This is a genomic window from Phormidium sp. CCY1219 (assembly GCF_055795085.1).
In genome coordinates this window covers 1-13,412 of record NZ_JAYFEQ010000388.1, presented here as the reverse complement: position 1 = coordinate 13,412, position 13,412 = coordinate 1, and the positions used below count along the sequence as shown (strand labels likewise).

General features: G+C 50.8%; 13 protein-coding genes and 1 tRNA gene. 8 read left to right on the top strand and 6 right to left on the bottom strand.

From position 1 onward, the window contains the following. Nucleotides 1–118 precede the first annotated feature (118 nt). On the bottom strand, nucleotides 119–1,120 hold the full coding sequence (locus AC0QH1_RS07765; RefSeq protein ID WP_324630456.1) for a PleD family two-component system response regulator: 1,002 nt from the start codon (nucleotides 1,118–1,120) through the stop codon (nucleotides 119–121). A 1,025-nt stretch (nucleotides 1,121–2,145) separates the two neighbouring features. Between AC0QH1_RS07765 and AC0QH1_RS07760 the strand changes: the two genes are divergently transcribed. Further along, nucleotides 2,146–3,498, top strand: a complete 1,353-nt coding sequence (locus AC0QH1_RS07760) for a CmpA/NrtA family ABC transporter substrate-binding protein (protein ID WP_324630455.1) — start codon at nucleotides 2,146–2,148, stop codon at nucleotides 3,496–3,498. A 593-nt stretch (nucleotides 3,499–4,091) separates the two neighbouring features. On the opposite strand, the gene AC0QH1_RS07755 is transcribed toward AC0QH1_RS07760, so the two are convergent. Beyond that, nucleotides 4,092–4,298, bottom strand: a complete 207-nt coding sequence (locus AC0QH1_RS07755) for a hypothetical protein (RefSeq protein ID WP_324630454.1) — start codon at nucleotides 4,296–4,298, stop codon at nucleotides 4,092–4,094. 80 nt (nucleotides 4,299–4,378) lie between these two features. Between AC0QH1_RS07755 and AC0QH1_RS07750 the strand changes: the two genes are divergently transcribed. Both AC0QH1_RS07750 and AC0QH1_RS07745 read left to right on the top strand, forming a co-directional pair. Next, nucleotides 4,379–4,528, top strand: coding sequence for a hypothetical protein (locus AC0QH1_RS07750; RefSeq protein WP_324630453.1), 150 nt, complete (start codon nucleotides 4,379–4,381; stop codon nucleotides 4,526–4,528). A 219-nt stretch (nucleotides 4,529–4,747) separates the two neighbouring features. Beyond that, on the top strand, nucleotides 4,748–4,963 hold the full coding sequence (locus tag AC0QH1_RS07745) for a DUF2949 domain-containing protein (RefSeq protein ID WP_324630451.1): 216 nt from the start codon (nucleotides 4,748–4,750) through the stop codon (nucleotides 4,961–4,963). A gap of 254 nt (nucleotides 4,964–5,217) precedes the next feature. Here AC0QH1_RS07745 and AC0QH1_RS07740 read toward each other — a convergent pair whose 3' ends face one another. After that, on the bottom strand, nucleotides 5,218–5,421 hold the full coding sequence (locus AC0QH1_RS07740; protein ID WP_324630450.1) for a hypothetical protein: 204 nt from the start codon (nucleotides 5,419–5,421) through the stop codon (nucleotides 5,218–5,220). Nucleotides 5,422–5,867: 446 nt separating this feature from the next. On the opposite strand from AC0QH1_RS07740, the gene AC0QH1_RS07735 reads away from it, so the two are divergent. Then, nucleotides 5,868–8,768: an ATP-binding protein gene (locus tag AC0QH1_RS07735; protein WP_324630449.1), complete on the top strand. Its 2,901-nt coding sequence runs from the start codon at nucleotides 5,868–5,870 to the stop codon at nucleotides 8,766–8,768. A gap of 330 nt (nucleotides 8,769–9,098) precedes the next feature. Here the strand turns inward: AC0QH1_RS07735 and AC0QH1_RS07730 are convergent, their stop codons facing one another. Both AC0QH1_RS07730 and AC0QH1_RS07725 read right to left on the bottom strand, forming a co-directional pair. Beyond that, complete coding sequence (locus AC0QH1_RS07730; RefSeq protein ID WP_324630448.1) at nucleotides 9,099–10,667, bottom strand: D-alanyl-D-alanine carboxypeptidase; 1,569 nt, start codon at nucleotides 10,665–10,667, stop codon at nucleotides 9,099–9,101. Between the two features lie 78 nt (nucleotides 10,668–10,745). Next, a complete protein-coding gene (locus tag AC0QH1_RS07725; protein ID WP_324630447.1) occupies nucleotides 10,746–11,462 on the bottom strand; it encodes a GDSL-type esterase/lipase family protein in 717 nt (238 codons plus the stop codon). A gap of 198 nt (nucleotides 11,463–11,660) precedes the next feature. On the opposite strand from AC0QH1_RS07725, the gene AC0QH1_RS07720 reads away from it, so the two are divergent. From AC0QH1_RS07720 to AC0QH1_RS07705, 4 genes are all read left to right on the top strand, one after another. Then, a complete protein-coding gene (locus AC0QH1_RS07720) occupies nucleotides 11,661–11,900 on the top strand; it encodes a DNA-directed RNA polymerase subunit omega (RefSeq protein ID WP_324630446.1) in 240 nt (79 codons plus the stop codon). A 47-nt stretch (nucleotides 11,901–11,947) separates the two neighbouring features. Beyond that, nucleotides 11,948–12,598 carry a hypothetical protein gene (locus tag AC0QH1_RS07715; RefSeq protein ID WP_324630445.1) on the top strand — a complete coding sequence of 217 codons (651 nt, stop codon included), beginning with the start codon at nucleotides 11,948–11,950 and terminating at the stop codon, nucleotides 12,596–12,598. Nucleotides 12,599–12,650: 52 nt separating this feature from the next. Next, on the top strand, nucleotides 12,651–13,016 hold the full coding sequence (locus tag AC0QH1_RS07710) for a DUF1818 family protein (RefSeq protein WP_324630443.1): 366 nt from the start codon (nucleotides 12,651–12,653) through the stop codon (nucleotides 13,014–13,016). 50 nt (nucleotides 13,017–13,066) lie between these two features. After that, nucleotides 13,067–13,140: transfer RNA gene (locus AC0QH1_RS07705), tRNA-Pro, on the top strand. A 2-nt stretch (nucleotides 13,141–13,142) separates the two neighbouring features. On the opposite strand, the gene AC0QH1_RS07700 is transcribed toward AC0QH1_RS07705, so the two are convergent. After that, on the bottom strand, nucleotides 13,143–13,412 hold a 270-nt coding region (locus AC0QH1_RS07700; protein WP_324630442.1), incomplete at its 5' end, for a hypothetical protein.

Here is a 13,412-nt window from a genome sequence, read left to right as displayed (position 1 = left end):
TCCTGGGAAAATAGCTCGGTGCCCGGTTAATTTTTACGCAAAGCCTCCTTCTTTTCTTGAAGGGGGCTTTGTTGTTTTTGGGGTTGAATCATACTTTGCCGACAAGCGTCTGTTTCTATTAGGTAGCTGTACTTTGTGCCAAGCAAGTCATATCTCGCCCGCTTTCTTTTGCTTGATAGAGGGCATCATCAGCTTCGGCAATCAGTTTGTTGGCCGAGGATTTTGGGGTGGGAATCATACTGGCCACGCCTAAGCTCAGGGTTACGACGTCATTAATGGGAGAGTTCTTGTGGGGGATGGCTCGCTCCTTGAGAGTTTCTCGAATTGATTCTGCTAGTTGTAACGCTCCCTTCGTATCGGTATGGGACAGGACGATCGCAAATTCTTCCCCGCCATAGCGCGCTACCAAATCTCCCGCTCGCTTCACCGAGTCACTCAGTAAATTGGCGATGGTTTGCAGGCATTCATCCCCAGCTTGATGACCGTAGGTATCGTTATACGACTTAAACCAATCTATATCGCACATGATTAAAGAGAGAGACGATTCTTCGCGGGCGAGTTGATTCCATTGTTGGCTGAGGTGTTGGTCAAAGTAGCGACGGTTGGCAATTTGAGTCAAGCGATCGATTAAAGCAAGACGTTGTAACTGTTGATTGGCGCGTTCCAATTGTTCGGTTAACAGATGTTCGCGCTGGATTTGTCGCTGCAGTTGTGCGATCGCCCAGCGCGAGGCCAAAATCCGTCCCACACGCTGACGCAATACCGTCCAATGGATGGGTTTCGAGAGAAAATCCGTGGCCCCCGCCTCAAAGGCGCGATCGATAGCAGCGTTGTCATTGCCCACAATCATCATTAAAATCGCCGGCGCGGTTTCCCCCATCATCGATTGGATTTGACCGCAGCACTCGAAACCATCGAGGATTGGCAAGTCGGCATCGAGCAAGACTAAATCTGGTTTGCATTCGCGCGCGCGCTTCAGACCCTCTTCGCCATTCGATGCCTCGAAAACCCCATACTCTTCATTCTGCATGGCGCGAACGAGCAACCCCCGCCTGGATGCATCTTCATCGACAATTAGAATGAAAGGCGGTTTTTTTTTAAATTCTGGATTACGGCTCATTTCTATCTCGGATGGTTGGCGCGAATGCTTTTTCTGATGATTTTTGTTAAACGGTCTAGGGTTCTACAGTGGCGATCGCCTTATCTTGCTCCACTTTTCCATGCCGCGATCGCTAATTTTTCTCCGGTCTGCTTGATTAATTATTCTACCAAAATTTTGCCCGGTTTGAGGCAAAAAACCCCCGCCGTGTCTTTGGATGGATGATTTTGGACTCCTTGAGGGGTGCCCTGGGAGCCTGGGAAACGCTGAAGACGGTAAGTAATTTTGCTTATTTGCTGCGGATGCATTCAACCAGTGTGGGTCTGATACCCAATCGAGTCGAGATAGGACTGATAAATCCCCGCCTTTAGAAAGGTGGAGCCACACCACCCTTGCACCGACGCGGTTGAATGGTCGTAATAAGTATTTTTTCCAGTCGGATTGGCGCTGAATCCAAGCAACAGATAAAGTTCACTCTATCCTGAAGATTTATTGAACTCCATCGATCTGCCAGAGCCGCCTCAACGCGATACAAAACTTTACAAACGGTTTAATATAGAGTTGGTTTTATTGTCATTATCGCTCCCACACAAGAGTTTTTAGCAGTTTTGACGAAAAACTGAGTGTTTTAGGGGTCTGATTTATCAGGTCAACTCTGTTGTTACCATGATACCGTAACTGGACACATAAGTAGGTATTTTTACTAAAAAAATAACCCACAATAAATGCTTATAGACAAGATTTAAGATTTATTTTATATTTTAGCCAGATGGGTTAGCCAATGAGGCTTTCAAGGTTGTAAGCTGGTTTTTAACCAAAACTCAACCGAGTCTGCCAGATAAACTCATCTAATGACATAGGGTTGAGTTCGTGAATCAATTGCCTCCGGGGGAAACGTGATGTTCTAATTGATGTGAATCCCCGGGTTTCCTGCCCATCAGTAAATTGCAGTAGGTTGCATCGAAATAAAGAGGCGATCGCCCAGAGCCTTTGCGATCGCGAAGCGGACAACTGAAACCCACTCCAACATGCAACCAGGATAAATTATGAGCAACTTCTCAAGCCAATTTTCTCGCCGGAAATTCCTGTTAACTGCTGGAGCCTCTGCAGTAGGTTCCGTATTGCTCAAAGGCTGTTTAGGAAATTCACCTTCTGCCTCGGATATGTCCGCCGACGCAGAAGCGATCGAACTGAGTCCCGAACAAGTGCCCGAAACCACAAGCATCAAACTCGGCTACATTCCAATTGTGGAAGCGACTCCGTTGGTAATTGCCCAAGAAAAAGGCTTTTTTAAACGCTACGGAATGACCGACGTAGAGGTATCCAAACAAGCAAACTGGGCTTCAGCTAGGGATAAGGTCACCCTTGGTTCCCAAGGTGGAGGAATCGATGGCGGACAGTGGCAGATGCCGATGCCGCATTTAATTAGCGAAGGGATTATTACCAACGGCCAAAAAGTGCCGATGTACGTCCTCGCGCAATTAAATACCCACGGAAACGGGATCGCGATCGCCGACATTCACCAAGGTCAAGGACTCAGCATGGATCTCTCCGGTGCTGCCGAATATATTAAAAGTTTTCCTGCCAACGAAGGGCGCAAATTTAAAGCCGCCCATACCTTTCCCAATGTGAACCAAGACTTTTGGATTCGCTATTGGTTTGCCGCAGGCGGCATCGATCCAGATACAGATATCGATCTGCTTGCCGTACCCCCTGCAGAAACCGTTCAAGGGATGCGAAATGGCTCGATGGATGCCTTCAGCACCGGAGACCCTTGGCCCTTCCGAATTATCGCCGAAGATATCGGGTTCATGGCAGGTTTGACCTCAGAACTGTGGCCTTATCACCCAGAAGAATACTTAGGGATTCGTGCAGACTGGGTGGACAAACATCCCAAAGCAACCAAAGCCTTATTAAAAGCCATTATGGAGGCGCAGCAGTGGTGCGACAAGCCAGAAAACCGCGCCGAAATGGTTCAAATCGTCTCCAGTCCGAACTACTTTAACATTCCCGTAGCGGTACTCGAACCCCCCTATGCCGGCAACTACAAAATGGGGGATGGCAAAGCCGAAATTGAAGATTTAAACATGGGGCCGCTCTATTGGACCGATCCGCGCGGTAACGTATCTTATCCCTACAAGAGTCACGATTTGTGGTTCCTCACCGAAACGATTCGCTGGGGTTTCCACCGCGAGCAAATCAGCGATATCGATACCGCCAAGCAAATTATCGATCGCGTCAACCGGGAAGACCTCTGGCGCGAAGCTGCTCGAGAAGCCGGATTTTCCGATATTCCCACCAGCACCTCGCGCGGCTTGGAAACCTTCTTTGACGACAAAACATTTGACCCCGAAAATCCCGAAGCCTACCTCAACAGTTTGGCAATTAAGCGCGTTTAATTCAAACCCGAGGGTAAATAACGGCGGATTTAATCCCCAAACCGCGATCGCCGAATTGGCGATCGGGTATTCATTTACAACGATGATGTGTATGGGTCACTAAAGTAGAGGTTGAGAAACCGGGTTTCTTCCCCCAATTAGAACTCATTAGCATCAAATTAGATGCCTAAACCCGGTTTCTTTCTAGATTGGATTGCAAATCGATGGCCGAGTCTCGGCAATTTTACTGAAAATGAGGGGTTTGACCCACCACTCTAGGGTTCATTTTTTGTTGTAAAATAATCGATGCCAGAGGCGCATTGATATGCTAAGCTTCTCGAGCGACCTTTATCTGAGCGGGGTTTTTCCCAAGGGATAAAGGTCTAATTCTGCTTGCAGTGGGGAGTGAGTCAAAACCCAATCACCGAAACTTTCAGCCTGTGGTATCAGGAACTCCGTAGGAGCCAATCCCAGGAATTCAGTGGTGGGCTTGTACTAACACCTGACCCGCCTGAGACAAATTCGGTCTAGGTTACGCCGACAAGTTAACGTTCAATCTCTGGGATACGCTGCCAGTTCCAGGCTTTAGAACCAAGATGTTAAATAGCCGGATCTCAGTTACAGCCGTACAGGTGGAAAGGACAGAAGCGTAACATTGACCAGCGGCCCCGCACCGTGGCACGGCGACGCGCGATCGCGCTGTTGGAGGCAAAGAGGGGGCGATCGAAAATAAACTCCACCCAGAGGATGGACACCTGTATCCCATGTAAGGATGCCCGGTGGGGCGGTTGTTGGTGCAAGGGAGAGATTTGCCTTTCCATACATCAATGACAGGGGTTTCCATTCTCGCCCTTACCGACCCTGACTTTTTAAGAGTCGAGCGGGATTTGCTGTAGTTTAAATGTCGATCGGACTATTCGTTCGGAGCCGCTGGTGGATCCGTAGCGCCGCGATCGCCAAACAAAGCCGTTGTAGTGGCTATAGGGCGAAACCCCGAGGATTGATTCTCGTCAGTATTCACTCGTTCGACTTCAGCGAAAGCGATCGTTAGTGTTTGCGGGGATTTCGTGGCGGTTGCGCGATTTCTTTCGAGAACGTTTCTCCGGGGGGTTGACAGCGGTCAAACCTGGTGCGCCAAACTCCTTCCCCGTTACAGAATATCTACCTTTTCTCCCTCTACCTTTCCTTCCCTGAGGTAGAGGCTTTTCACACCTCTTAGGGATGAAAATCATTATTAACTTCAGCTCATCATTCGTTAACAAAATTAGCCGTGAAACTCTATAACAATTATCCCCAACTGATTCGATTTTTACAAGAAGAACTCGCCATTTCACCGTCTTCTATCGAGATGGCGCAGCGCTATTGCGAGCAAAATGTCGGTCCGCTACCGATGATTTTGTGGCAATATGGGCTAGTTTCTCTCGAACAGCTCGAACGGATTTTCGATTGGTTGGACAATCGAACCACGTTAGACGGACAACATTAATCGGGCAAGCCGATCGCTGCGCTGGCGCGATGATAGGAACATTCCCATGCCCTGGATTCACACCACCACAATCGGCGTGCCCCTAGTGGATCGGGCGCGATCGCCAGCTTCGCCAGGGATGCTCAGATAGAGAATTCGTGGGTCAGTGCTGCTGAGATCTGTGGCTGGAATCGGCTGTAAAAGCATAAAAAATCAGAGCTGTCAAGCTCCGATTTTGAAATTCATTAAATTTTATTCGGCAACGCCGCTGGGGTTCATTCAGACAACTCGATGGGTTGTCGAGAGACTTGCTTCTCAGACAACGCCTGAGTTTGTTGCAACAGTTGCGCTCGACTATCCTCGCTTTCCGGGTTGAGGGTCGGCACCAAATTGCGGGCTTGTAACGTCATGTGAAGCTGAAGATGCGCCACGTACTCACTGATGTCTTCACGAATTGAACAGGATGGATAACGATTCATAGTTGAAGCCAAAGTGTTCTCCTTTCTGGATCTGCGGCTATCGCTTGCCACTCATAAGACGTTACCATTACTTTCGCCGATCGTCGCATTTTGCAACAAAGCTTAACGTTTAGGGCGACAAACCGTTTAGAAATGTAAACTTTAAATCAAAAAAGGTTTCAAAAGTCGGCCTGCAGAAGGGTTCGAGTTCGCAAATTCGGCAGGATTGCCGTTAGGTGGGGGGGAAGGGCAGACCAACGCCCCCACGAATTTTGCGTTATAATTGCATTTATAGCAGCAAGGGAAAAGCCGGGAATGGGGGAGCACCCCAAGTGGCGATCGCTCATAGGGGTGAGTTCGCATTCGGTCAAAAATTTTATCCCTTGCTACAACAGTGACAGGTGCAGGCTGCGTCTCGGTCAGATGCTCCGATTTATCCTGATTAACAGAGCTGTTGGAACTGTCCCATGTACTCTCAAGCAAATCGAGATCTGTTTTCCGTATTTTTAGAAAATGTCCCTAGAGCAGTGGCGATAGTCGATCGCCAGATGCGTTACCTGGTCATGTCTCGTCAATGGGCGATCGCCTGCGGGATAGAGGAGAGAAGCCTTCCCCTTCATCCTCCCAACTCAAACCCCGAGAATTCCCAAAAGCGCAAGCCTGCCCCTGGGTCAGGAAACCCTGACCAGACATCGCCTTCCCTTCTGGGGTGCTCTCATTACGAATTCTTGCCCATGCTACAGCCATCGAGAGCCAACAGAGAACACCCCCGAGACCATACAGACCCGCAAAGGGTTCGCGATCGCTGGCGCGAGGTACAAGCTGCCTGTTTGGCCGGATCCGTGGAAAAATGGGAAGAACCGCATCCGGTGGGCGAAGGTATGGAAACGGTGAAATGGGAAGCACATCCTTGGAGAAACCCGGGGGGTGAAATTGGCGGATTGCTGATTTTGCGAGAGGTTAGATCCGCGATCGCCACTGAGCGAACACCGCAAGAACAGCCGCTTCCCGACCCCATCGAAACCCCCACCCCGGCATCTCCCAGTGCATCCCTCTCTCGTTCCCACACCGACGAACGAGCACTGCGCCGCCAAAGCGAAGTGCTTGTAGAACTCGCCCGCAGCAAGACGCAAAACGGGGGAAATCTCAAAGCCGCCTTGCGAGAAATCACGGAAGCCACCGCCGAGACCCTGGGGGTGCAACGAGTAGGGGTGTGGCTCTACAACGACGATCGCTCGCGAATTAGCAGCATCGAACTGTACGAACGCCACCTGAGTCATCATTCTGCCGGCAGTTTTCTGCTCACCCTAAACTATCCGAATTATTTCCGCGCCTTAGACGGGGAACGGGCGATCGCCGCCAATAATGCCCTGAGCGACCCGAGAACCCAAGAATTTGCCGAGTCATATCTGCGTCCCTTGGGCATTTCCTCCATGTTAACCGTACCGATTCGCATCGGCGGTCAGCTAGTGGGCTTCTTATCCTGCGAACATCTCGGCCCTCCGAGACGCTGGAAGTTAGGCGAACAGAATTTTGCCGCTTCCATTGGCGATTACACTGCTTTAGCCTTGGAAACCCACGATCGCCTAAAAACTCAAACCGAACTCGAATCGGCAAACGAGCAACTGCAAGCCGTGTTGGATGCCGTACCTGGCTGCATTTCTTGGTTTAGCTCCGATTTAAAATATCTCGGCGTTAACGGATATTTAGCCAAAACCTTCAATAAAGCACCGGGCACTTTTGTGGGGAAAAGGATTGGCTTTTTACAAGGGTCTGCTCGGTTTAACCAATTAGTGCCTCAATTTTTTGCCAATCCGGTAAAAGAAGCGCGACAGGAAATCCAGATGCCGGTTGGCGGACAGACGCGGCATTTTTTAGTAGTCTCGCAAAAATATCACCAAGGCAATGCAGCGGTGTTTGTTGGATTTGACATTACCGAGCGCAAAAATGCCGAAGCCGAACTGCAAATTGCCAACGAACGATTGGAAAGCCGGGTGCAGGAACGCACGAAAGATTTAACCGAAGCGATCGGCAAATTGCAAGATGAAATTCACATCCGCACGCAGCTCGAAGAAACCCGAGATGTGCTGGAATTTTCCATTAATAACGCCGCCGACTCGGTATTTTGGCTGACACCAGAAGGTCGCTTCTTCTATGTAAATGATTCCGCTTGTGTGGCCTTAAATTATTCCCGGGAAGAATTGCTGTCGTTAAGCGTGCATGACATTCACCCGGATTTACCGCCGGAAGTCTGGCAAGACTACTGGGACGAAATTAAAGAATTCGGTTCAGTTCGACTCGAATCTCGCCATCGCACGAAAGAAGGAAATGTATTTCCCGTGGAAATTACAATTAATTATTTTGAAGTCAATTCAAAAGAGTATAATTGTATTTTTGCCCGAGATATTACCGAACACAAGCGCTTTGAAGCCGAACTGCACCGGGCGAAAACCGAAGCCGAAGCAGCAAACCAAGCCAAAAGCGCGTTTTTGGCGAATATGAGCCACGAACTTCGCACCCCTTTGACCACGATTATTAGTTACAGCGATTTACTACAGGAAGATGCCAAAGATTTGGGCATTGAGGATGAAGAGTTTGTTGCAGATTTGCAGAGTATTAATAAAGCCGGTCAAGATTTGCTGATGGCGATCGGGGATATTTTGGATTACTCGAAGCTAGAAATCGGCAAAATGGAGTTAGAGGTGTCTTGCTTTGAGGTAGTTGAATTCATGGAGGAAGTGTTCGAGAGAATCGAACACAAACTGGTGACAAATCATAATCGGTTAACCGTGCAAGGTGCAGAGGATGTGGGAACGATTTGCACCGATCGCACTAAATTGGTGCATGTGTTGTGGAATTTGGTAGATAATGCCACGAAGTTTACCGAACAGGGGGAAATCGCGGTGGAAATCGCGCGGGAAACCGCACCAAATTTCCAGGTGTTGAATTCCTCTCCCACTGCGCTTGGGAGTGCCACACAAACGGGTCAAAATTGGATCTCGTTTCGCGTCCGGGATACCGGAATTGGCATGACAGCAGGACAAATGAATAATTTGTTTGAGCCGTTTACCCAAGTCGATTCTTCTCGTACCCGGCGATATGGCGGTACCGGTCTGGGACTGGCTCTCAGTCGCAGTTTATGTCAGTTCATGGGTGGGGATTTGCTCGTGGAAAGCGAATTGGGCGCGGGTTCGACGTTTACCGTTTATCTCCCGAGCGATCTTGCCCCTATCGAGTCCATTTCGAGCGCGAGGGAGACAGAAGCGCGCGAAGAGATGGAAGGATCGGACTGGGATGAGGCGATCGCGCGCCCAGAGGATGACGAAGTGTGGGATGAGGAAGCAGGCTGGGTGTTTGATGAGGAATAATACGGTGAGCACGGCGCGCGATCGCCAAATCCTATCCCCGTTTCCGGGAGGGTGGGCATCGCCCACTCTGCCACCCTTTCACCGCAAAGTAGGGAAATTTTTGGTTAAAACACACCCCGCCGAGGGGAAGCTAGCCAGCAAACCCAGCAACCCTTGTGCCGACCGACTCGGGCGAATATAATCTCCGGAGGAATAGCTGTAAAAAATTGTTTTTACCACAGCGATTCCCCCGGATCTCAGGGTACATGAACTCGACCGCCGATTTTAAGTGAGAAAAAGACCCCCGATCCTCCACCCTAGAGTGAAAGCTGCCCATTCTCAAACGTTACCCTATCCCCCCATTTTATATATAATTTCAGTGCGAGTCGCCGCATCTAGAGGGCGAGCATTCACCTGGCCGGCATTCCAGGGTTTCGGGGGCATGGGAGGACGCAACGACGTCTGCCATCCTTGCAATAACTGCTGCAACAGCTTATCTTGAGCATCGCGAAATCCCATGAGATAATCCCCTCGGTTGAGAATGGCGAACCAAATCCAGCCTTTATCCCGCGTGGGAAGGACCCCCGCCAGAGCGCTCACATCCCATAACGAGCCGGTTTTCACCACCGAACCGGGGGGAATTTGACGATAATCCATCGTGCCGCGATCGCGTCCGGAAACCGGAAACAAGTCAGCCAAGGTCATTTCATGCGGTTGCAAATAGCGTTGAATCGCCATAAACATCGAAACTGCCGCCCGGGGGGAAATTTGATTTTCGTGACCCAAACCGGATCCGTTAATTAACTGAATTTCCTCTCGTGGGACGCCCGCCGCCTCAGCAGCAAGTTGGCGCACGGTTTGCGGGCCGCCCAAAGCCGTAGCGAGCATCTCGGCCATCACATTATTGCTGTAAATATTCATCTGTTGCAATAACTCAGCCAAGGGGAGAGAATGATGGCGCAACAATACCGTTTGCTCAGACAATTGTGCATTGGAGGTCACGATATTGCCTGCGATCGCCACCTGGGGTTTTGCGGTACCCGGTGCCATTTTCTCATAGGCTTTTTGTGCCTCGGGGGTCCATTGGCTCGAATCCAAGGCAATTTTCAGCAATTCCCCACTAGCACGCGGGTCCGCTTCGACAAAATTCATCGAAAAATTGTCCACAATTACCAAATTGCCGGTGACGCGACGAATGCCCATTTGATTTAGGGTATTTCCCACCGCGATCGCCGAGGACCAGACAAACAACGGGTCATTGCCGTTGGTAAGGATTAAATCTCCTTGTAAGACCCCTCCCTCGAGAGTTCCCGTGGTGCTGATTTCGGTTTTAAATTGATGGTCGAGGCCCCAAGTGAGCACCGCTGCTAAAGAAGTGGCCACCTTGGTAATCGAAGCTGCCGGCACTGGAATGGTCCCTCGATGATTGACGAGCAGTTGATGACTCGACTGCACCCAGACCCCCTGAGTGTCTGCCAACAATCCTTTTGCCTGCAATTGCTCTAAATAGTCTTGCACCTGACGTTCTGTGGGCGGATCGGGAATCGTGGCGAACACCTGTCCCGGAATCGCCGGTCCTGCCAATAACTCGATAGCCTCTTCGCGGGAAATGCTTACCCCTAACGTCTCTAGCCAGAGGGATAAGACACCCGAACTCAGTAACTCCAGCATGGTTGCAAATGTATTTTCGTGTGTGATTGGACTGTTCGCAGGTTGGGACGCGCGATCGCGGCGGGTTTCTTGTCCCCGTCGCATATCCCCTCGGTTTGCTGCCCTTGGCGATGCCGATCGCCGCCACCCGTAATCAACATAAATCTGGCGAATTGCCCGCACCCTTAGCAATTTTTTATAGATTTCCCATCCCATGACCAGAAACCGGGTTACTGACTCTAGGGAGGTGGCTGTAGAGACGCGATTCATAGCGTCTCCAGGATTTGGCGCGCGATTCCTGGTTTCTGAGCGCTACCACAGCGACGCCGGGGGACATGTTCTGACCCCTTACCCTTGGTAGGAGGGTTCGCCGACGCCGACTAACTCGGTGAAGGGACGCCAGTGGAGTACATCTGCGAGTAAAGATTGATAACCCGCCACATTGGGGTGTAGTCCATCGTCTCCGAGACGCGATCGCCACCATTGTTCCCCGCGATCGCACCACAGGTCAAAAATATCGAGATAGGGAATGTTGCGTGCTTCGCAAGCTTGTTGGGTCGCGGTTTTGTAGCGATACTGATCCGCCTGGGTAAAGTACAAACAATTGGAAAACGGCATTTTGCTTTCATCCACCGGTGCCATGCCCACGAAGAACACCGGGCAAAGCGCCAAAGCGCGATCGAGCAAATGAGCCAGTTCTTGGCCAAAAGCGTCAAACGGGGTGAAATTGCGCCCGCTGCTGTGTCCCAGACGCGCCGTATCGTTGACCCCCACCGAGAGAATGATGGCATCCGGGACTTGGTTGCGCAGTTCCCCGCGATTGCGAAATTCATGTTCGAGGCGAATAGAGACTTTCGAGACGCGATCGCCGCGCACCCCGAGATTGTAAAGTACGTGACCGGCGCTGTCGGGCAACATCCACTCCCGTCGCAGTCGTTCCACCCAACCCCCGCCCACGGGATCGCCAAAACCGTAAATGATGCTATCCCCTAACGCCACGATTTTGAGAGCCGGGTTGAGGACTCGACGAAATCGCTGCTCAGAAGATGTTGCCATGACCTGCATTACGAATTCAACTCCCTGCGTGACTGTATTAATTCTTTACATTTATATAACAAAATACATCGATTCGATAAAATTCTGTTAATGACTGGTAGCGAATCCATACTGGAGCAATCGCCTGTGAAATCCAAAAAGCCCAAGCGGTCACTTTCAAATCAAATTGATAAACTAGAGAGGTTCTCTCGCCAATCACTCTACTCTATGCAAAAGCGTTCATCTTCATCAAGTTCGTTGGATCCCATGCATCTGATGCGACGAGCAGAGGATTTGGTTAATGCCGCACCAAATCGATATCGGATTACGGTACAAGTGGCGAATCGAGCCAAACGTCGGCGCTATGAAGACTTTGACAGTTGGGACGAGCCGATTTTAAAGCCGGTAATGCGAGCGATTATCGAAATGTCCGATGAGCTGACGCAACCGGAAATTATCGGGGAATAGACTATCGAAGGGAAAAGCGATCGCGAAACTTGGGGAAAATGCGAACAGTGAAACGGTGGATAAAACGCTCGAAAAAACTGTTTTGGCCGATCGCCGCCTTCTGTGTCACCGTGGTCAGTCTAACCTGGGGTGGGTCGGACTTCATTGCCCCAGGGCATTTGACCCCCTTTGCCCCATCCCGGGCGATCGCCCAAGATGTGGCTCCCGATCCGCCTCGGCGACGCCGGGATCCTCGGGAAGCTTGGCGGCAAGTGTACCAACGCTTGCCCGATTTTCCCCGGGAAAATGACTACATTCAGAAAGAAACCGGGGAAGTGGATGCCGACAATACCCTCGCTAGTCGGATAATCGCCTATCACCTATTCGTAAAAAATCGCCTGCCCATGTTCCGCTTGGACTGGAAATTCACCCTGGCAGACTATTTAGGCGCAAATCAGGAGATCGACCCGGTGGAATATCCGGGATACGACCTGTTGGAGGAAAACCCACTGGAACGCGATCGCGCGGCGATCGCCCAGCTTAACCGCCAGCAGCGCGACGAACTCATCTATGTCCTGGTGACGATTTTTAATCCCAACTACGACAACATCGAACCTTCCCCTGCCCCTGAAGCAGAAGACACACCCCCACCGCCCAGGGCACCGGATTCCCCTGCACCCCTCCCAGAACCGGGAGATGCAGATTTACTGAAACTTTAATCCCTTTGCAATTAAGGATTTATCGCGAATTTCAAACAGGGCACCATCGAGCATGAATCGAATTATCAAAAGCGGACCCGGGTGGCGGATTGGCTGGGATCCAGAAGCGGCGGAATTTAAAGGATTAGTCGGCGGCGACGACTGGGCGATCGAACTCACCGAAGAGGAGTTAAACGATTTTTGTCGCTTGTTGGGTCAGCTTGCCCACACCATGACTCAAATGGCGAATGAGTTGATGGATGAAGAAAAAATCGCCTGTGAAGCCGAAAGCGACTGGTTGTGGATGGAAGTGGAAGGCTATCCCGATGCCTACCGCTTGCACCTGATCCTCAATCGGGGACGGCGCTGCGAGTGCAGTTGGCCCCCCGCCCCCCTGCCGGAATTGGTGCGCGCCGCAAAAGGATTAAAAATTTTTTAGCAAACCCCTTGCATCTGCAAAAATCTCGTGCTATGATTGTAAATCGTTGTCGGGGCGTAGCGCAGTTTGGTAGCGCACTACCTTGGGGTGGTAGGGGTCGTGGGTTCAAATCCCGCCGCTCCGACTCTAACAAAAAACGGGGAAGCGGTCAGCAGAGGTTTTAACATCTCCTGACCGCTTTCCCGTTTTTTTTGGTGTGGCAGTGGCGGCGCGCGGGGCGAGGTTTTTGCCGGGATTTTTATTGCCCTCTGTGGGCGGGGCGATCGGGGATTCCGGGGGATTTCGTACTCGCCCGATCGAGAATTTCTGTAGCGCTATTTTGTGACGTACTCCCGACGCCGACCGCTTAGGCGGTACGGCGCGGGCTTCTGGGCCGAGACCTTTGAGATCTGGGTT

Bases quoted from the DNA above. Each gene is read 5' to 3' on its own strand.
- AC0QH1_RS07765 (WP_324630456.1), bottom strand. From the start codon at position 1,120: ATGAGCCGTAATCCAGAATTTAAAAAAAAACCGCCTTTCATTCTAATT.
- AC0QH1_RS07760 (WP_324630455.1), top strand. From the start codon at position 2,146: ATGAGCAACTTCTCAAGCCAATTTTCTCGCCGGAAATTCCTGTTAACT.
- AC0QH1_RS07755 (WP_324630454.1), bottom strand. From the start codon at position 4,298: ATGGAAAGGCAAATCTCTCCCTTGCACCAACAACCGCCCCACCGGGCA.
- AC0QH1_RS07750 (WP_324630453.1), top strand. From the start codon at position 4,379: ATGTCGATCGGACTATTCGTTCGGAGCCGCTGGTGGATCCGTAGCGCC.
- AC0QH1_RS07740 (WP_324630450.1), bottom strand. From the start codon at position 5,421: ATGAATCGTTATCCATCCTGTTCAATTCGTGAAGACATCAGTGAGTAC.
- AC0QH1_RS07735 (WP_324630449.1), top strand. From the start codon at position 5,868: ATGTACTCTCAAGCAAATCGAGATCTGTTTTCCGTATTTTTAGAAAAT.
- AC0QH1_RS07730 (WP_324630448.1), bottom strand. From the start codon at position 10,667: ATGAATCGCGTCTCTACAGCCACCTCCCTAGAGTCAGTAACCCGGTTT.
- AC0QH1_RS07725 (WP_324630447.1), bottom strand. From the start codon at position 11,462: ATGCAGGTCATGGCAACATCTTCTGAGCAGCGATTTCGTCGAGTCCTC.
- AC0QH1_RS07720 (WP_324630446.1), top strand. From the start codon at position 11,661: ATGCAAAAGCGTTCATCTTCATCAAGTTCGTTGGATCCCATGCATCTG.
- AC0QH1_RS07710 (WP_324630443.1), top strand. From the start codon at position 12,651: ATGAATCGAATTATCAAAAGCGGACCCGGGTGGCGGATTGGCTGGGAT.